At 51.7% G+C, this 18,598-nt stretch carries 14 protein-coding genes; 9 read left to right on the top strand and 5 right to left on the bottom strand.

What is annotated here, in order from left to right:
* Positions 1 to 9 precede the first annotated feature (9 nt).
* The 5 genes from TH63_RS17810 (at position 10) to TH63_RS17830 (ending at position 8,370) form a co-directional block, all read left to right on the top strand.
* Entirely contained in the window at positions 10 to 1,605 is a 1,596-nt protein-coding gene (locus tag TH63_RS17810; protein ID WP_076606532.1) for a SusD/RagB family nutrient-binding outer membrane lipoprotein, read from the top strand.
* A gap of 11 nt (positions 1,606 to 1,616) precedes the next feature.
* Positions 1,617 to 2,477 carry a DUF4397 domain-containing protein gene (locus tag TH63_RS17815; RefSeq protein WP_076606533.1) on the top strand — a complete coding sequence of 287 codons (861 nt, stop codon included), beginning with the start codon at positions 1,617 to 1,619 and terminating at the stop codon, positions 2,475 to 2,477.
* 511 nt (positions 2,478 to 2,988) lie between these two features.
* Positions 2,989 to 6,036, top strand: a complete 3,048-nt coding sequence (locus tag TH63_RS17820; RefSeq protein WP_048922136.1) for a SusC/RagA family TonB-linked outer membrane protein — start codon at positions 2,989 to 2,991, stop codon at positions 6,034 to 6,036.
* Between the two features lie 14 nt (positions 6,037 to 6,050).
* Complete coding sequence (locus TH63_RS17825) at positions 6,051 to 7,613, top strand: SusD/RagB family nutrient-binding outer membrane lipoprotein (RefSeq protein ID WP_048922137.1); 1,563 nt, start codon at positions 6,051 to 6,053, stop codon at positions 7,611 to 7,613.
* Between the two features lie 82 nt (positions 7,614 to 7,695).
* Positions 7,696 to 8,370, top strand: a complete 675-nt coding sequence (locus TH63_RS17830; protein WP_048922138.1) for a peptidoglycan recognition protein family protein — start codon at positions 7,696 to 7,698, stop codon at positions 8,368 to 8,370.
* 129 nt (positions 8,371 to 8,499) lie between these two features.
* Here TH63_RS17830 and fumC read toward each other — a convergent pair whose 3' ends face one another.
* The 4 genes from fumC to TH63_RS20425 all read right to left on the bottom strand — a co-directional run bounded on the left by fumC (position 8,500) and on the right by TH63_RS20425 (position 12,818).
* Complete coding sequence (gene fumC, locus TH63_RS17835) at positions 8,500 to 9,897, bottom strand: class II fumarate hydratase (protein ID WP_048922139.1); 1,398 nt, start codon at positions 9,895 to 9,897, stop codon at positions 8,500 to 8,502.
* A 366-nt stretch (positions 9,898 to 10,263) separates the two neighbouring features.
* Positions 10,264 to 11,808, bottom strand: a complete 1,545-nt coding sequence (locus tag TH63_RS17840; protein WP_048922140.1) for a glycoside hydrolase family 10 protein — start codon at positions 11,806 to 11,808, stop codon at positions 10,264 to 10,266.
* 141 nt (positions 11,809 to 11,949) lie between these two features.
* Positions 11,950 to 12,657, bottom strand: a complete 708-nt coding sequence (locus tag TH63_RS17845) for a M15 family metallopeptidase (protein ID WP_053093846.1) — start codon at positions 12,655 to 12,657, stop codon at positions 11,950 to 11,952.
* Positions 12,654 to 12,818: a hypothetical protein gene (locus TH63_RS20425; RefSeq protein WP_156180698.1), complete on the bottom strand. Its 165-nt coding sequence runs from the start codon at positions 12,816 to 12,818 to the stop codon at positions 12,654 to 12,656. The genes TH63_RS17845 and TH63_RS20425 overlap by 4 nt, the downstream gene beginning before the upstream one ends.
* Before the next feature lie 376 nt (positions 12,819 to 13,194).
* On the opposite strand from TH63_RS20425, the gene TH63_RS17850 reads away from it, so the two are divergent.
* The 4 genes from TH63_RS17850 (at position 13,195) to TH63_RS17865 (ending at position 17,671) form a co-directional block, all read left to right on the top strand.
* Positions 13,195 to 16,068, top strand: a complete 2,874-nt coding sequence (locus tag TH63_RS17850) for a M16 family metallopeptidase (RefSeq protein WP_231583505.1) — start codon at positions 13,195 to 13,197, stop codon at positions 16,066 to 16,068.
* Between the two features lie 242 nt (positions 16,069 to 16,310).
* Positions 16,311 to 17,012, top strand: coding sequence for a hypothetical protein (locus tag TH63_RS17855; protein ID WP_048922141.1), 702 nt, complete (start codon positions 16,311 to 16,313; stop codon positions 17,010 to 17,012).
* Positions 17,013 to 17,103: 91 nt separating this feature from the next.
* Entirely contained in the window at positions 17,104 to 17,421 is a 318-nt protein-coding gene (locus TH63_RS17860; RefSeq protein ID WP_048922142.1) for a thioredoxin family protein, read from the top strand.
* A 7-nt stretch (positions 17,422 to 17,428) separates the two neighbouring features.
* A complete protein-coding gene (locus TH63_RS17865) occupies positions 17,429 to 17,671 on the top strand; it encodes a DUF6952 family protein (protein ID WP_048922143.1) in 243 nt (80 codons plus the stop codon).
* Positions 17,672 to 17,747: 76 nt separating this feature from the next.
* Here TH63_RS17865 and TH63_RS17870 read toward each other — a convergent pair whose 3' ends face one another.
* The gene (locus TH63_RS17870) at positions 17,748 to 18,356 is read right to left on the bottom strand and encodes a TetR/AcrR family transcriptional regulator (RefSeq protein ID WP_076606689.1); all 609 of its coding nucleotides are present in this window, start codon (positions 18,354 to 18,356) and stop codon (positions 17,748 to 17,750) included.
* Positions 18,357 to 18,598 lie beyond the last annotated feature (242 nt).

An 18,598-nucleotide genomic window follows, 5' to 3' on the forward strand; every position in this document is an offset into this window, starting at 1 on the left:
TAAGCTACCATGAGAAAAATATTATATGCCACGCTTATAGCAGCCAGTGTGTTTACCACCTCTGGCTGTGAGAACTGGTTGGATGTAAATACCAACCCTAATGGCCCTGATCAATTACTTCCCTCAGAGTTGTATTTACCGCAAATCCAGTCTGAACTGGTCATAGGTATGCAATGGGATGGTAGATATGCCGGCCAATATACCCAAGGTTGGACTTCTACTGGCGTAGACAATACCTTTGATCTACATGGTCACCCTGCCTCCTCAGATTCTTATTCCCAACTTTGGCGGGCAGTATACTTTAGTATGGGCTATAACCTATCAGATATGATAGCGAGCGCTGAAAAAGATGGAAAGTATGATTTTGTAGGAGTAGGTCATATTATGCGCGCCTTAGGGTGGCAGGTATTGACAGATTACCATGGTGAAATCATTGTTTCACAGGCCTTTGACCCAGCTAAAAGAACCTTTGACTATGACTCGCAGGAGTTTGTGTATGGTGAGATTAAACGCTTACTGGAAGAAGGGATCAAAAACCTGGAGCGCACAGATGGGGTGCAACCTTCTGGTTTGAGCAAAGGAGACTTGATCTATGCTGGAGATAAGGAAAAGTGGAAGAAGTTTGCGTACGGTTTACTGGCTATTAACGCACACCGTCTTTCCAACAAAAGCAGCTATGACCCTAACGTAGTGCTTAACTACCTGTCAAAGGCTTTTGGTCCAGACAATACCTTCCCAGATGCCCTGATTACCTTTGCCGGTACCACCACAGCTGACGCCAACTGGTACGGACCTCTCAGAAACAACCTTGGAACCTTAAGACAGAGCAAGTTTATCCTTAACCTGTTGAATGGAAGCAATCCTGCCTTAGATACAACGGTACCCGATCCGGTTATTACAGGGGAAACCTTAAATGACCCGCGCATTACTGCCATGATGGCTCCTGCCACTGACGCCGCTTATAGAGGATTGGAGCCTGGAAAAGGAACTACCTCAGCCGGTGGGGCCGCCCCCAAAACCTTCTGGAATACAACGTCAGGCAATACGGTGGTACCCGGAAGCTTACCTGTCTACCACTTTGGAAATGACATGAAGCACCCGGTATTAACAGAAGCGCTCCTGAGATTTGTACAGGCAGAAGCCGAGCTTAAAAAAGCAGGTACTCCTACGCAGGCTGCCTTAGATGCCTACAAGAAAGGCATAGAGTCCCATATGACCTATGCCCGTCAGTTTGCCGCAGACAAGACGGTTTTCGATCAGAGAAAAGCCTTATATTTAACAGATCCTGCTGTAGTTCCTGCCGCACCTGCTGGTCTTACCCTTTCTAAAATTCTGCTTCAGAAGTACATTGCTACCTGGGGCTGGGGCTTTGGTTTCTTAGAGACATGGTCAGATTTGAGAAAGTACCACTACAGTAGCAGTGTCTACACTGGTTTTATGTTACCGGCAACCTTAGACATTGTTAACAATGGCAATCCGGCTTACAGAGCCAGACCAAGGTATAACTCAGAGTATATGTGGAACAGAGCAGCCCTTGATAAAATAGGTGGTAATGACCCAGCTTACCATACATTTGAAACGTGGTTTAGCAAGCCTGGCCAATAATCAGAAAAGACATGAAAAACATACTTCATAGAACATTAGTACTTCTGGCTACGGTTTTCATGCTGGGAGCCTGTGAGAAGAATGAACTTCCAGAAATCACAAACCCGTATGATGCAAGCAAAGAAGCAAAGGTGAAATTCTTCTTCCATGTGGAAGGCGCCCCTGCGGCGGCCTTTTATATGAATGATACAAAAGTAACGGCTATTGCCCCGTTAACCAGTGGTTCTACCGCAGGCCAGCCCCGTGGACAAGTGTTTGGCACCATCTATCCTAACAACAACTACGCAGAGATACCAGCTGGTAAATTCAATATGCGGGTTGTTGATGTAGGGGCCTCAGCAACCTCCGGTAAGTTAGTAGACTTGGTAACTAAGGAGGTGACTTTAGAGCCAAATACCTACTATTCAGCCTACTTTGTAGGCGTTCCGGCAACGGGTACAACAGCCGCCACCTATGAAATTCATGTAGCTAAGGACAACCAGCCACCTTTAGATTATGACAAAGTGTGGTGGAGATTTGTGCATACCATGGCAGGCACTCCGGCAGGTTTCAAGGTAGATGCCTACGCGGTAAAAGCCAAGATAGCAGCCACTGCCACCAAGCCTGAAGTTCCTGCGGTCATCATTCCCCTGGGCATGAACCTGGAATTTAAACAGCAAGGTGACTATGTACAACTGCCGGCAGTAGGTACCTGGGTTTTCAAAGTTTTCCAATCTGGTACTACGTACAATCCAGAAACCAGCACGCCATTTATTTCTCATTCCCTGGGAATAACCAGTTCTTTATATGGACGGGTGTACACCACGCAAATAAGAGGTACTTATAGTGCTACTGTTAAAACCGGTAAGATTGACTACTGGAGAGAAAGGTAAGATCCCTCCGCTTTAAGAAAAGGAGCTTCTTTAGGAAGCTCCTTTTCTTTTACCCTTCAAAACAGAAAGGCCCTTCTGCAGATGCAGAAGGGCCTTTCTGTTTTGAGGCCGTTTTGGCCAAAACAGGCCGGAAACGGAAGATAGCACCTTTTCAGGTGGCTCTTTTTAAATTGCAAGATTCACGTTTTCCAAGCGCTTGAATAATAACCAGTTTAATAATAGTTATCATTAAAGAAAGGAAGTGTCAAGGAGGAGAAAGATAGTGAAAGGAATGCTTGTTTCTGAAAATTCAAAACCTAAACTTAAAGCGGGTATTACTTACAGCCACTTAGCTTAAAGAGCGGTTCTACCGCAAACATTTTAAAAGGCTATTTAAACCTAAAGTAACGCACAGATTGTAATGCTCCTCTTCCACCCCAAACAAGACGCCTATGATTAAAATGTAAAACCCAATGTCTTTTCCCTAACTCACAACTACTAACAAACCTTATGAATTGCTAATCTCTTTTCTATGAAAGAAATAATACGTTTAACCTTGTTTGTCTTGAGCTTATTGGTAGCTCAGGCCGGTTTTGCCCAGAGCAGAACAATTACCGGAAGGGTGACCTCCGCAGATGACGGTTCCGGGATGCCAGGCGTCAGCGTGGTGGTGAAAGGTACCACGGTGGGTGCCTCTACAAATGGTGAGGGAAACTATTCAATTGAGGCGGCACCCGGAAATGTATTGGTGTACACCTTTATTGGAATGGTGCCCCAGGAGCGTACCGTAGGCACCAGTAACACCATCAACGTGGTGCTTAGGTCAGATGCCAAGGCCTTAGATGAGGTGGTAGTTACTGCGTTTGGCGTAGAGCAAGAAAAAAGGGCCTTGGGTTTTTCTGTGCAGGAAGTGCAGGCGAAGGAAATCACAGAGTCCCAGCAGGCCAACATAGTGAACGCGTTACAGGGGAAAGTGGCAGGGGTGCAAATCACCAATTCAGGGGGTGCGCCCGGGGCTTCGGCCATCATGCTCATTAGGGGAGGGACTTCCCTAAGCGGAAACAACCAGCCGCTGTATGTGGTGGATGGGGTGCCCATTGACAATAGCACGCCCGTTACCCAGGGCGGACTTAATGCCGGTACAGCGCCAGCTTCCAACCGGGCCATAGATATTAACCCAGAAGACATAGAAAGCCTGACGGTATTGAAAGGGCCCGCGGCGGCGGCCTTATATGGTTTACGGGCAGCCTCCGGGGTGGTGGTCATCACTACCAAGAAAGGGTCTGCCGGGGCCACTAAAATATCTTACTCCAACAGCTTCTCCTTTGACAAAGTGAACAGGCTGCCAGAACTGCAGTCTACCTATAAACAAGGGGAACAGGGCCTGTTTGATGCCACCTCAAATGACTCCTGGGGACCTCGGTTTGAGCCTAATGAGACGGTGTATGATAACGTGGAAAGCATCTTCAAAAGAGCCTTCACCCAAAAGCATGACCTGACCATAAACGGGGGGAATGATAAAACTACTTTCTATGGCTCAGCCTCGCATTATGACCAGGGAGGGATTGTGGATAACACAAGCCTGGAGAGAAACACTTTCCGGCTGACAGCCGAAACGAAAGCGGGCGAGAAACTACGGGTGGGAGGTACTGCTAACTACATTAAGACCGGCCGGGAGTACGTTTCCCAGGGAAGTTCCAACGGGGTGATGGGCGCCGTCTATTGGCCCCGCAATGATGACATGAGCAACTACCTTAACCCAAACGGCAGCCAGCGCACCTTTCCGGGTATGGATAACCCACACTGGGGAGTGCAGAACAAACCCATCACCAGTGATGTGGATCGGGTGATGGCGGTGGGCCATGTCATGTATGATCCTTTTGAGTTCTTAAATATCACTTACCGGCTGGGAACAGACTATTATACAGACAACTTTAAGAGTGTAAGAATGCCCGGTACCACCATTGTAGGAGAGGAGAAAGGCGCGCTGTCACAGTCCACCACTAACAGCCAGATCACTACCTCTACCCTGTTGGTGACAGGTAAGAAGTCTTTTGGGGAATCCTTCAATACCAGCTTAACCCTGGGCCATAACACAGAGGATTCCTACAGACAGACCACCAACTGGTACGGCAGGAATTTCATTGACCCTGGCTTTGCGGGTATCAACAACGTGGTGCAAACAGACCGCACCATCTCCCAGTCCATTGCCAAACGCAGAATCATTGGGGTGTTCGCAGACTTGAACCTTGACTGGAAAGGAATCGCCTTCCTTAACTTCAGGGGCCGCAATGACTGGTCTTCCACCTTGCCGGTCAATGCCAGGTCATTCTTTTACCCGGCGGTAAGTACTTCCATTGTAGTCACAGACCTGTTAGAAGAGCTGGGGATTACGTCTGGCGAGGGCATTGTATCCTTTGGTAAGTTAAGGGCCTCCTGGGCCAGGGTAGGGAAAGACGCGCCTCCGCACGTGCTGGCCACCACGCTGGCCACGGCCACCAACACCTTCACCATTGCCCCCCGGGGATTTATCTCCAACGCCAACGATTACTACGGTAACCCGGCCCTCAAGCCAGAGTTCACCAACTCCATTGAGTTTGGGGCCGATGTGCGTTTTCTGCGTAACCGCCTTGGCTTAGACTTCACCTACTACAAGACCAGCACCGATGAGCAGATCTTAGGTACCCGCACCCCACCTTCTTCGGGAGCATTCCTGGCCTATCTAAACGGTGGACAGATTGACAATGAGGGCGTGGAGTTTATGCTGAATACCCAGCCGGTCACCCGTGATAATTTTTCCTGGGCCTTAGACTTCAACTTCGCTAAAAATACGGCTACGGTAAAAGATCTGCCAGGTACCCTGGACAGGGTAGAACTGTCAGATGCCTGGGCGGCTAACAACGTGGCACAGGGGGCGGCTTTCCTGAACGGTTCACTGTTTGGAATAAACGGCAACGTTTGGAAGCGCAACGCGCAGGGCCAGCTCTTGTTAGACCCCAACGGGTATCCGCAGGTGCAGTCCTTGCTGCAGTCTATTGGTGACCGTAATCCAGACTGGACCGGCGGTATTACCAACACCCTCACCTATAAAACCTTGTCCCTTTCCTTTATGTGGGATGTGCGCATTGGCGGTGATATCTATAATGCCACAGAAAACGTGCTGGTTCGCTCAGGCTTGAGTACCAAGACCCTTGCCAGAGGGGAGACCAGAGTGTTTGAGGGGATTATTGAGTCAACGGGCCAGCCTAACACCAAGCCAGTGGTCCTTAACCAAAACTATTACCAGACGATCTACCCGTTCCAGGGATATGATTTCGTGGAGGACGGCAGTTGGACCCGTTTGCGCTACATTACCCTTACCTATAGCCTGCCCAAATCGTTTATAGAAAAGACGCCTATCAAAGGCCTGCAGGTGTTTGGAACGGGCCGTAACCTTATTCTGATCACAGATTATTCCGGCGTAGACCCAGAGGTTTCTGGTAGTGGTGCAGGGGTAGGCGGTTCTGGCTCCTTCGGGTTTGACAACCTGGGCGTTCCGGCTACCAAAGGGTTTGACATTGGATTGAAATTAACGCTTTAACGTGTGCCTGAATCATGAAAAAGAGATATATAAACATAAAGGCTTTTCTTGTTGCCACCTTGCTGGTAAGCACTTCCTGTGATGACTACCTGGATGTCAACAAAGACCCGAATCTGCCAACCATAGTGCCGGCGCACAGCCGCCTGGTGGGCGCTATTACCACTACCAACGGGGCGTCTATGTGGCGCGGGGCCAGGGAGATTGCGGCGGTGACGCAGTACGCCTCTACCGCCAACGTGGCCACCGGTACCAACCGCAACGCCGAGCAGTGGCGGTTCACGGCCAGTTACTTCTTCTGGCAGAATGCCTATGTCTTTACCATGCCCAACTGCATAGATTTGATTGTGCTGGGTGAGAAAGAGGGCAATCCGCACTTTGTGGGGGCCGGGAAGACCTTGCTGGCCCTTAACTATGGCATGCTCACAGATCAGTACGGGGCTATTGTGGTAGATGATTACTATAATGGGCAGGACCAGATCAACCTCACGCCAAAGTTCAACACCCAGGAAGAGGTATACCAGAGAATACAGACCCTGTTAGATGAAGCCATTGCCGCCTTCAGCAGCCCAGATAATAAAACGCCTCTCAATTTTAGCGGCGGCGATATTATGTACAAGGGAGACGTTGACAAATGGAAGCGTTTTGCCTGGTCTCTGAAAGCCAGGTACATGAATCACCTTGCCAAAAAGGGGAATCTGTACAAACCCCAGGAGATCATAGCGGCGGCCCAGAAAGGCTTTAACGCAGATGGCATGGATGCCGAGTTCTCGTATTTAGCCGGCGGGCAGCAGACAGATGAAAACCCCTGGTATAGCTGGGGCGGTTTTACCAGTGCAGACCGGAAGCAAGACCGCTATTTCACCTGGACCCAGTTTTACATTGACCTGCTGCAGAACTTCCCGGTAACTGAGACCGACTACCAGGACCCACGCATTAGCCGTATCATGACCCCCGCCCCAGACGGGCAGTACCGGGGCCTGAGATCCGGCTTAGGCCTGGCAGGCGGACAAGGCGGAAAAGGGACCTTTACCACAGAAACGAGCTACGGTCCTTTTAAAAACAGCGGTTTCTACACCAGAGCCACCTCGCCTTTCCCTTTCATCACCTATTCTGAAGTGAAGCTGATTGAGTCTGAGGCCAGGCTTAGGTCAGGGGATGCAAGCGGGGCGCTGGCGGCCTATGAAGAAGGCGTAAAGGCTAACATGCGCAAACTGGGGGTACCCGCAGGCGAGATCAACGCATACTGGCTGGCCCAGTTAGCCGATGGGGTGGCGCTCCATTTCAATAACCTTACCCAGGGGCTCAGCCACATCATGCGGCAGAAATACATCACGCAGACCCTTAACCCCGAAACGTGGGTAGATATGCGCCGCATGGACTACAGCCAGGCCATCTACGGGCCTACCTTGCAGCGGCCGGCTAATTTGAACACCGTGGTGTTTGACGCCAATAACCCAAGCCAATGGATACAGGCCATGGTCTATGAGACCAATGAGCAAAACAGAAACGGTGAAAACATAGGCGATAACTCAGAGCGCTACCGCCTGTTAACGCCTCTATGGTGGAATACCCAATAAGTTACTGATGCCAAAAGGGAGGATCACCGTAGTGGTCCTCCCTTTTCTTTTATGAGCCTTAAATCGCCAAACCATGTGTAACATGAAACCCTCCCTCCTCTCTTTTTCCCTTGTCTTGACGGGGCTATTTTCCTTGATAGGGTGCTCCGGCCCCACCTTTAGAATTCTTGACAAACCGGTGGTCTTTGATGAAGAAAGGAAAAAACTGTCTCTGGAATATCTGGAAAGCCGGCATGGCCTGCAGCAAGCGGCCCCTTACATCACCCCAAGAATGGTGGTGCTCCACTGGACGGGCAGCCAAACCGCAGAGCAAGGCTTTGACACCATGAACCCGGCGCTGCTACCCACCAGGCGCCAAGCCATAGCCGGGGCCAGCGCCTTGAACGTGGCGGCCCAGTTTCTGGTAGACCGTGACGGTACCATTTTCCGGCAGTTGCCAGATACCGCCTTTGCGCGCCACGTGATTGGCTTAAACTACTGCGCCATTGGCGTGGAGAACGTAGGAAGCGATGATGCACCCCTCACCCGGGCCCAGCTCAAAGCCAATGAGGCCCTGATCAGGCACCTCAAAAAGAAATACCCCATTGAGTATGTGATCGGGCATTATGAGTACAAAGATTTCTCTGGCCATGAGCTCTGGAAAGAAGCCGATTCTACCTACAGGACCATGAAAACGGACCCCGGCAAATCCTTCATGCGCAAAATCAGGAAAAGGACGGCAGACCTTAAACTCAAAGGCTCGCCTCTTCCCGCTTAAGGTAGGATAAATTATCCGGCAGTTTCATAAAATCGATTTACTTTCCTACAACAGAAAGGCCCTTCTGCAGATGCAGAAGGGCCTTTCTGTTTTGAAGCCGTTTTGGCCAAAACAGGCCAAAAACAGTAATTACTTCTTCAAAGAACCGATCATATCCTCGGGGCGAACCCACTCGGTGAACTGCTCATCGGTCAATAAACCAAGGTCAAGGGCGGCCTGCCGAAGGGTGGTGCCTTCTTTGTGGGCTTTCTTGGCAATCTTGGCGGCGTTGTCATACCCTACGTGCGGGTTCAGGGCGGTCACCAGCATCAGGGAGTTATCCAGCTGGCGTTTGATCACCTCGTAGTTCGGCTCAATGCCTACGGCGCAGTGCTTGTCAAAAGAATCACAGGCATCACCAATCAGGCGGGCACTCATGAGCAGGTTGAAGATCATCACGGGCTTGAATACGTTCAGCTCAAAATGGCCGTTCATCCCTCCTACTGAAATAGCTACGTCATTTCCCATAACCTGCGCGCAGACCATGGTCATAGCCTCAGCCTGGGTAGGGTTCACCTTGCCGGGCATGATGGATGAGCCGGGCTCATTCTCAGGGATGATGATCTCCCCAATACCAGAACGCGGGCCAGAGGCCAATAGACGGATGTCATTGGCTATCTTCATCAGGCTCACGGCCAGTTGCTTGAGCGCGCCGTGGGTTTCCACCATGGCATCATGGGCGGCTAAGGACTCAAACTTATTATCAGCGGTTCTTAGGTCCAGGCCAGCGAACTCAGAGATCTTTTGGGCCACCTTCTCGGCGTAGCCTTGCGGGGTATTCAGGCCGGTACCCACGGCAGAACCACCCAGGGCCAGCTCACTCAGGTGATCCAGGGTGTTTCTAAGGGCCCGCATGCCGTGGTCCAACTGAGACACATAGCCAGACAGTTCCTGGCCTAGGGTAAGCGGGGTGGCATCCATTAGGTGCGTACGGCCAATCTTCACCACGTGCATAAACTCCTGAGATTTGGCGTGCAGCGTATCGCGCAGCTTCTGTACCAGGGGAAGGGTATGCTGGGTCACGATCTTGTAGGCCGCAATGTGCATGGCCGTAGGGAAGGTATCATTAGAAGACTGTGACTTGTTCACATCATCATTGGGGTGAATCTTCTTTTTCTCGTCCATCAGGTCGCCGCCCAGCAGTACGTGCGCGCGGTTGGCCACCACCTCGTTCACGTTCATGTTGCTTTGGGTACCAGAACCCGTCTGCCACACTACCAGCGGAAATTGGTCGGCCAGCTCTCCGGCCAGAATCTCATCGCATACGCGGCCAATGATCTCGGCTTTGTCCTGGGCCAGTACGCCTAGCTCGGCGTTGGTGTAGGCGGCGGCTTTCTTAAGAATAGCGAAAGCCTCAATTACCTCCGTGGGCATTAACTGGCCGCCAATGGTGAAGTTTTCTTTGGAGCGTTGGGTTTGGGCACCCCAGTATTTATCGGCGGGTACCTCTACCGGCCCCATAGTGTCTTTCTCTATGCGTACGTTCATATCTTTTGAGAAAATAGTGAATAGGTTAGATGCCTTAAAACTACGCAATAATTCATAAAAAACGGGAGACAAACCTTGCCTCCCGTTTTACGCCTGTTTTCCGAAAAACGGCCTCAAAACGGCTTTTCTAAAAAACTGATGGCTTGTTAGTAAATGAACCTTTAGCCTTTTAGTGCAAAGACAGGAATACTTTATAGGGCTGTGTCATCTTGAAAAGATCTTATGGGCGAACCAAAATGGCCTTTAATACCCTTGGTTACCGTTCGCCACCAAAATCCTTTCAGGATGACAAAAGAAGTAGTCAACTCATATTGCTCTAAAAGCTCATTCGCAAATCAGCACATTGAATCATTCGCACATGAATACTTACTTCTTCCGCTTGCCGGTGGCTTTAGCAGACAGGCTGCTTTCATTGTGGAGGCGGTCAACGGCGGTTACCGCATAGATATACCGCTGCCCGGCCTGGGCCGAGGTATCTGTATAGGTGGTGCCGCCGTTGTGGATAGCCAGGATGTGCGCCGGGTTCTCTGGGTTCATAATCTGGCCTTGCGGCACGCGGTATACCACATAATAGCGAGCCAGATTACCGTCTGGGGCCGCGGAAGGCGCTTTCCAGCGAAGAGCCACTGCATCTGTGGTGTTGATAACTTTTAACTCAGAGGGGGTGTTGGGGGCTATACTGTCCAGCCAGGGCATGGTGGGCAACAGGGCCAGGTTCTGGTAGTAATGCTGCCGCAGGCTGTCCTGAATGCCGTTGGGGTTGGCCATTACTGACTTGGAGCTGAAGAACACGCTGCCCTGTACGTCTGGGGTCTGGCGGTTGAGCCTGATCTGGCGGCCGGTCTCCAGCGGGTCACTCCACTGCTTGTACACGCGGTCATTGTTGATCTTGTAAGGCCCCTGCCCTATGTACAAATGCTTGCCAAAACTGTTCTTGCTCCACCAGTCCAGCAGCTTGCCGTAATCGGCGTTGGGGTGGCCCAGGTGGAAGTAGATCTGCGGCACGTTGTAGTCAATCCAGCCTTTCTCCAGCCAGCCCCTGATGTCGGCGTAGAGGTGGTCATAGTTGGTGATGCCGCCTTTAGAGTCTGAGCCGCGCGGTTCCAACTCGGTTTTGTTCCGCCAGATGCCAAACGGGCTTACCCCGAATTTCACGTACGGCTTCTCTTTCTTGATGCTATCTGAGAGTACCCTGATCACCTCATCTACGTTGTAGCGGCGCCAGTCATCTTTGTTGGTGAAGTTGGTGCCATAGGTGGCAAAGTCCTCATCATCTGGGAACGGGTCTTTGGTGGGGTACGGATAGAAATAGTCGTCAAAGTGGATGGCGTCTACGTCATAGTTGCGCACCACGTCCATGATCACGCCAATAATGTAGTGGCGCACCTCGGGCAGGCCCGGCTTAAAGTAGAATTTACCGCCGTACTGAATAAACCACTCGGGCTTCTTGCGGGTGATGTGGTCTTTGGAGATGGTAGCGCTCACGGTGTCATGGGTAGCACGGTACGGGTTGAACCAGGCGTGGAACTCCATGCCCCGCTTGTGCGCCTCCTCAATCTGGAACGCCAGCGGGTCATATGGCGGGTTGGGGGCCTCGCCCTGCTTGCCGGTGAGCCAGTGTGACCAAAGCTCTTTCTGGCTCCGGTACAGAGCATCTGTGGTAGGGCGCACCTGCACCACTACGGCGTTAATGCCAGATTTCTGGTGCTCATCCAGGATATACCGGAACTCGTCCATCTGCACTACCGGCGACAGGCCTTTCTGGCTGGGCCAGTCAATGTTAGCCACGGTGGCAATCCAGACGCCCCTGAACTCGCGCTTAGGCGACGGCTGGGCATGGGCGGTAAGGTGAAGCAATACAAAGAGAACCGCCAGAACAGCAGTCTTCCGGAGAGGGTAAAAAAGATGCATAGGGAGAAGAGGGGTTTGTTTGTCTGAGTAGGCAAGTTAAAGCCCTTTTTGTTTCCTCTGCTCTTTTCTTTGCAACAATTCTTGAAGCAGCGGCCGTTTTAGGGCTGTTTTTCTCAAAACGGTCCTAAAACAGGAGACCTTTTATCTTTTAAGGGCTTTCAGGTCTTCAAACCTGATATCCATGAGCGGGAACTTGCGCCAGTCATTGAAGTCATAGTGCCACCATTCTTCGGCGTACACGGTAAAGCCGTGGCGCTGCATGGTCTTCTTGAGGAGCTCCCGGTTCTTTTTCACTTTTCTGGGCACGTCTTTGAAATTGGCGTGGGCCCTGGGGATGGTGGCGTCATAGGCGGTGGGCATCTCCAGTTCCTGTCCGTCTTTGAGGCGCACCAGCGTCACATCCATGGCGCAGCCCCGGTTGTGGCGGGAGCCATTGCGCGGCGAGGCCACGTACACCGTGTCTTTGATCTTCTCATAGAAATGCACCGTGACCTGGTACGGTCGGTACCCGTCAAAAATCTTGAGTCCCAGGCCCAGCGGTTTCAGGTCGGCCTGGATCTTGCGCAGGGCATCAGCTACGGGCTTGCGGGCATAGGCGGTGGCCAGCGTATAGACCGGTTCGCCTACCAGGTTATCAGCGGTGGCGTATTTTATGTCCAGCACCACCCCCGGCACGTAAGAGGCCAGCTCCACCAGTTCATGGTCTGGGATTTGGGCCACCAGCTGTTGGTACAAGGCCGTGTTGGTGACCACCGGCAGGCCATAGTGGTTTTTAGGAATGACCGGGGTTTGCGCCCAGGCAGCCATGGATACCAGAATACTTAACAAGGCGCTGAGCAGGGGTTTCATTTGCGGGTATAGATAATGTAGGCCAAAATTGCTGAGAACAGGAACGTGACTAACCGCAGCCACTCAATGCGGCCCGTGAGGTAGAAGGTGAGCGACAGCGAGGCGAAGGCCAGCAGGGCGGCTATGCTGAACAGAATAACAATGAGCTTACGGTTTTTCATGCCAAGACAGGTAACAGAACACCTTTACAACAGGTTAGCGGGATAAAAAAATCAAGCCAGAAAATTGATATTTCTCCGGGGCCAGAAAAAGCTGGCGTTTTAGGCTTGATTTCAGGAAAACAGGCTTAAAACAGAAAGTTAACGGAAACAGGCGCTTCTGGTGGCAGCCACGGTTGGCTAAGATAATCCAAAATCTGAAAGGGCCCAAAACCGAAGCCCCAACCGTACGGGCTAAATCATTGATCTGGAGGCTTTTATTTCTCGCTCTTTTTTATCAATATTAACTGTAAGAAATCCTCTTTTATCCAGACAAATTAAAAGTCAACATATTATTTTGGTCTCGGCCGGAGCATTCACGTCAAAAACCTCCCATTTTATGCACCACAACCTAAAAACTGTTTGCCTTACCGCATTGCTGGGCGGAATGGCTCTTAGCCCGTTGCAGCCTGTAAACGCCCAGGCCACCCAGAAACCGGTAGCCAAAGCCGCTGCCAAGCCAGCCACCAACACGCCAGGTCAGTTCAACCTGCCATTTGAGAAGTATAAGCTGGCCAATGGCCTGGAGGTGGTGCTGCACCAGGACAAATCAGACCCCAAGGTGGCGGTGGCCATTATGTATCACGTGGGCTCTAACCGCGAGAAACCGGGCCGCACCGGCTTTGCGCACTTCTTTGAGCACATGCTGTTCCAGAACTCAGAGAACGTAGGCAAGGGCAACTTCATCAAGAACGTGAACCAGATTGGCGGCTCCTTTAACGGCGGTACGTTCACAGATGGTACCGTGTATTATGAGACCGTTCCTAAAGACGCCCTGGAGCGCATTCTCTGGATGGAGTCTGACCGCATGGGGTTCTTCATCAATACCGTAAGCGAGTGGGGCCTGGAGAACGAGAAGCAGGTGGTGAAGAATGAGAAGCGCCAGCGGGTAGACAACCAGCCCTACGGCCATACCAATTACGTGATCCTGAAAAACCTGTACCCCGCCAGCCACCCCTACAACTGGGAAGTGATAGGCTCTCTGGAGGACCTGCAGAACGCCACCCTGGCCGACGTGAAGGAGTTCTACAACCAATGGTACGGGGCCAGCAACGCCACCCTGGTACTTACCGGCGACTTTGAGACGGCCAATGCCAAAGCCATGATTGAGAAATACTTCGGGGAGCTTAAGTCCAAGCCCGAGGTGAAGAAACTGGCGCCCATGCCGGCGAAACTCACGGCCTCGAAGTCACTTTTCCACGTGGATAACTTTGCCAACCTGCCTGAGCTGACCATGGTCTACCCCACTGTGGAGCAGTACCACAAAGATTCCTACGCCCTCAGCATGCTGGGCAGCTTATTGGCTGAAGGAAAGAACTCTCCTTTTGAGCGCGTTATTGTAGAGGAACGCAAGCTGGCGCCTGGCGCTTCTGCCGGGCAGAGCTCCCAGGAGATTGCGGGCACGTTCAGGGTACGGGTGCGCACCTTTGACAAGAAAGACCTGGACGACGTGCAGGCTGCCATCTTCGCCGCCTTTGACCGCTTTGAGAAAGAAGGAGTAAACGAAAAGGACCTGGAAAGGCTGAAGATACGCCAGGAGACGGCCCTTTATAACGGCATCTCCAGCCTGCAGAACAAAGCCTTCCAGCTGGCGCAGTACAATGAGTTTGCCGGTGACCCGGGCTACGCCAGGAAAGACATTGCCATGACCCAGGCCGTTACCGCCCAGGACATCATGAACGTGTACCTAAAATACATCAAGGGGAAGCCCTACGTGGCCACCAGCTTTGTGCCCAAAGGGCAGGAAGAGCTGGCCCTGAAAGGTGCCGTCAAAGCCGAGGTGGTGGAAGAAAAAGTAGTGGCCGGGGCCGAAGGGGCCAATACCGGGAAAGAGCCTACCTCTTTTGCCAAAACCCCCTCTAAGATAGACCGCAGCAAACGCCCTGCCCTAAGCAACAACTTCAAGTTCACGCCCCCTTCCATCTGGACGGGCCAGCTCAAGAACGGCATGAAAGTGTACGGCATTGAGCAGAATGAACTGCCCCTGGTGAACTTTAGCGTACAGATAAAAGGCGGCATGCAGCTGGATGACCCCAAGAAGATAGGCACGGCCGCCTTGCTGGACGCCATGCTGCTGGAAGGCACCAAAAACAAGACGCCACAGCAACTGGAAGAAGCCATTGGGCAACTGGGCGCCTATGTCAATGTGAACGCCTCCACCGAGGACATTACCCTTACCGGCAATACGCTTTCCCGAAATTTCCCGCAGGTCATGAAACTGGTGGAGGAGATCCTGCTGGAACCCCGCTGGGATGAGGCCGAGTTCGGCAAGGCCAAAGAAGCCGCCCTGAACCGCATCAAGCAAAACCTGGCCAACCCTAATGCCATCGCCTCTCTGGCGTTCAACAAAGTGCTATATGGCCAGGGCAGCCGCTTTGCCTACCCTACCAGCGGCACCTTGGAAACCGTGCAGGGCATTACGCTGCAAGACCTCAAAGACTATTACCAGAAGAACTTCTCGCCTAGCATTGCCAGCTTCCAGGTGGCGGGCAACATCAAGCAGGCCGACGTGACCAAAGCGCTGGTCGGGTTGGAGCAAAGATGGACCCCTAAAAAGGTCACCTTGCCTTCTGTGGTCTCTTCTCCCGCCAAACCCGCTGCTCGCCTTTACTTCATTGATCAGCCAGACGCCAAGCAGTCAGTGATCTATGCCGGGTACCTGGCCGTGCCGGCGGGGTCTAAAGACTATATGGCGTTGCAGGCCATTAACCACAAGCTGGGGGCGGGTTCTGCCTCTACCCTGTTTAGTGTGCTCAGGCTGCAGAAAGGCTACACCTACGGGGCCGGGTCTGGCTTCTCCCGCAGGCCTACCGCGCCAGGTCCTTTCATCACGTCTTCCAGCGTGCGCACCAACGTCACCAAAGAGTCTCTGCAGACCATAGATGGCATCTTGAAAGATTACGGCACCAGCTACTCAGAGAAAGACCTGGCCACCACCAAAGGCGCCATGTTCAAAGAGACGGCCCTTAGCTTTGAGACCCTGGGCAGCCTGGTAAACCTGCTGGAAACCATCAGTACCTACAACCTGCCCCTGGACTACCTCAAGCAGAACCTCACCTCGCTCCAGAGCCTTAGTTACGCCCAGGCCAAGAGCCTCATCAGCAATTACATTAATCCCAATAAAATGGTGTATGTAGTGGTAGGCGATGCCAAAACCCAGCTAAGCGGTCTTAAAGACGCAGGCCTGGGTAAACCGGTGGTGCTGCAGCCCTAATAGCAAGACGTTTTCATTTTACCCCAACAGAGCCCGCTGCCCCCGCAGCGGGCTCTTTCTTTGAAATCCGTTTTAGGCCTGTTTTCCGGAAAACGGCCTTAAAACAGGAAAATGAAACCCGCTATCCCTTTTGCTACCACTATCCCGGGAATGATACTGCCTATTATTGCGTTGTGAATAACCAAGGCATACCCCATCTTTGTTACACCTAACGCAACGGGTATCTTTGAGAAAATCTACTTATGACTAAACATACGCTATACCTGCTCTGCCTGGCCCTTGGGTTCTTTATCTGGGGCTGTGAGCCAGAGAAACTGGAGCGGGGCAAGGAAATGGCCGTAGAGGCAGAACGACACAAGGTGAAACGCATCATGCCTGAAGACATGGAAAAACAGGCCCGGGCCGCCGGTGACACCATCACCAAACTAGTGGAAGGGGCGTTCCTGCAGCTAGCCGAAAGCCAGCCCAAAGAGCAGGCCCTGTTTGTGGCCCAGCCAGACAAACTGCCTACGGTGAATGCCATTCTTAAACGCTACAACGCCACCCTGGAACGGGTTACGTTTGCCTCTGCCACAGAGGCCCGTACTTTCTTCCCTACCAAAACGTCGTCGCTTAAAAGCGAAGCCCCGGGTACCCGGATAAAGCTTACCCCGCAGGCCACCTTCCAGTACCAACGGCCCATTGTGATCAGAAGGCGTAATTGCGCCAGCTGTGATGAGCCCAGCCTGCTGGACTTCACGGCCCAGGAGTTAGATAAGCTGCGGGTGTTTTCGGCGCAAGGGCAGCCAGACGGGTATGAGGAAGAGCAGTTGCGTGGCGCATGGCTTATCTCCTTCCCCAAAGAAAAGATCATTGAGCAGATCACGCTCAAAACCAAGCCGTCTAGGCGCGGCAAGCTCTTTGCCAGCGCGGCAGACTCCACGGCCAAACCTACCAAAGATTAACTTTCCAGTTTCGCCTTGTTTTCTGAAAAGTGATGCATAAACGCTAATTTTGCGTATTGATTTTCATTTTAATGTACTTACATAAATTGTTATGGCTATCATTCAAGCAACAGATACAGATTTCCAGGACGTGCTCCAGAATAATGAGCGCGTAGTGGTGAAATATTTTGCCGATTGGTGCGGGAACTGCCGCCTTTTTTCGCCTAAGTTCAAGCGCATGGCCGCCAACGAGGAGTTTGCCAACGTGGCCTTTGTAGACGTGAACGCTGAAAACAGCCCCGAGGCCCGTAAACTGGCCGGGGTGACCAACCTTCCTTTCTTTGCCGTGTTCAAAAACGGCGAGCTGGTAGAAGGCGCCGCCACCAGCAAGGAAGAATACGTGGTAAGCATGGTGCAAAAACTAGCGTAAGACAGACATGAAAATACCTGCCATTAAAAAGCTGGTGGAAACCCAGACCATAGAAAACCTTCGCCAGGCCGAAGAGCAACTCCTCAACGAGGAAACCCCGGCCTTTGACATTGAGGGCGAAGACGAGGGCGAGAAACTGACCCACGTGTTTGGTGCCATCTGGATCCTCAACCACATGGGTGACCATAAGGTAGATTTCAAGACCGCCCTGCGCGAGTTCACCCAAAAAGTGCGGGTGTCTATTAACTAACCTGCCTTCATTCAAAAAAAGAGGGGCTGCCAGTTGTGTCTGGCAGCCCCTCTTTTTTATCCGGCAACGCCGAAGGTTATTTTAACTTGGAGAAGAAGTCCTCCACTTTTTTCATGCCCTCCTCTGAGCAAAGCCCCCGTATGTAGTACAGGAAAATGCTGCGGAACACTTCAGAGATGTTGTACTTATCTGGCGGGAAAATACCGGGGTTCACCAGCATTGACAGTTGCTCCAGCATGATCTTGGTCACCAGCTGAATGTTGAGGTCGCTTCTGAGCTCTTTGGTTAACACGCCGTCATTCAGGATATTATAAAGCACATGGGCCGTATAGTCATTGGAATGATTCCAGTACAGCGTCCAGGCATTGGGGTAATATTGCTGAATCTCCATCAAAAGCGACGGCTTTGATTCCTGAAGCGACTCCAGGCCCATTTGTACCATGATCAGCAGGCGGCGTACCGGGCTGGGTTCACGGTCAAACAGCCGCTCGTGCTCTTGCTTACGGCTTTCCAAGTCAAAGGCCACCACTTGGGTAACCATGTCTTCCATGCTTTGGAAAAACTCTTTGAAGGTAGCCGAAGAGATGTCAATGCGCGAAAGGATCTCCTGCTCATTTAAATCACTGAGGCCTTCTTGCCTTATTAAGCTGAACAACTCCTGTAAGACGGTTTGCTTGAAGGTCATGTAAGTAGACGGATAAATATCTGTGAATCTGTTTGGGGCAAGGTGCCACAAAGCTACCTGAATTCTGCTTGAGGTGTGCTGTTTTCCCACATTATTAATTTTAAGCTTGCTTAAAGGAAGAACAAAAGTTCCCTTCCCTCCTGCCGGCCCAGAAGCAACCCGGCCCGGGGTAAAGAGTTTCAGTAAAGCCACCCCAATTTTTAACTTTTCCAGTGGTTTTCAGGCCTGTTTTGGTCCAGGAA

The organism is Rufibacter radiotolerans (genome assembly GCF_001078055.1).
In the GTDB taxonomy this organism is placed as follows: Bacteria; Bacteroidota; Bacteroidia; order Cytophagales; family Hymenobacteraceae; genus Nibribacter; species Nibribacter radiotolerans.

What these genes read in the sequence shown, in the direction of transcription:
- TH63_RS17855 (WP_048922141.1), top strand. Translation starts at nt 16,311, where the DNA reads ATGACTAAACATACGCTATACCTGCTCTGCCTGGCCCTTGGGTTCTTT.
- fumC (WP_048922139.1), bottom strand. Translation starts at nt 9,897, where the DNA reads ATGAACGTACGCATAGAGAAAGACACTATGGGGCCGGTAGAGGTACCC.
- TH63_RS17810 (WP_076606532.1), top strand. Translation starts at nt 10, where the DNA reads ATGAGAAAAATATTATATGCCACGCTTATAGCAGCCAGTGTGTTTACC.
- TH63_RS17865 (WP_048922143.1), top strand. Translation starts at nt 17,429, where the DNA reads ATGAAAATACCTGCCATTAAAAAGCTGGTGGAAACCCAGACCATAGAA.
- TH63_RS17825 (WP_048922137.1), top strand. Translation starts at nt 6,051, where the DNA reads ATGAAAAAGAGATATATAAACATAAAGGCTTTTCTTGTTGCCACCTTG.
- TH63_RS17820 (WP_048922136.1), top strand. Translation starts at nt 2,989, where the DNA reads ATGAAAGAAATAATACGTTTAACCTTGTTTGTCTTGAGCTTATTGGTA.
- TH63_RS17860 (WP_048922142.1), top strand. Translation starts at nt 17,104, where the DNA reads ATGGCTATCATTCAAGCAACAGATACAGATTTCCAGGACGTGCTCCAG.
- TH63_RS17840 (WP_048922140.1), bottom strand. Translation starts at nt 11,808, where the DNA reads ATGCATCTTTTTTACCCTCTCCGGAAGACTGCTGTTCTGGCGGTTCTC.
- TH63_RS17830 (WP_048922138.1), top strand. Translation starts at nt 7,696, where the DNA reads ATGAAACCCTCCCTCCTCTCTTTTTCCCTTGTCTTGACGGGGCTATTT.
- TH63_RS17845 (WP_053093846.1), bottom strand. Translation starts at nt 12,657, where the DNA reads ATGAAACCCCTGCTCAGCGCCTTGTTAAGTATTCTGGTATCCATGGCT.
- TH63_RS17870 (WP_076606689.1), bottom strand. Translation starts at nt 18,356, where the DNA reads ATGACCTTCAAGCAAACCGTCTTACAGGAGTTGTTCAGCTTAATAAGG.
- TH63_RS17850 (WP_231583505.1), top strand. Translation starts at nt 13,195, where the DNA reads ATGCACCACAACCTAAAAACTGTTTGCCTTACCGCATTGCTGGGCGGA.
- TH63_RS17815 (WP_076606533.1), top strand. Translation starts at nt 1,617, where the DNA reads ATGAAAAACATACTTCATAGAACATTAGTACTTCTGGCTACGGTTTTC.
- TH63_RS20425 (WP_156180698.1), bottom strand. Translation starts at nt 12,818, where the DNA reads ATGAAAAACCGTAAGCTCATTGTTATTCTGTTCAGCATAGCCGCCCTG.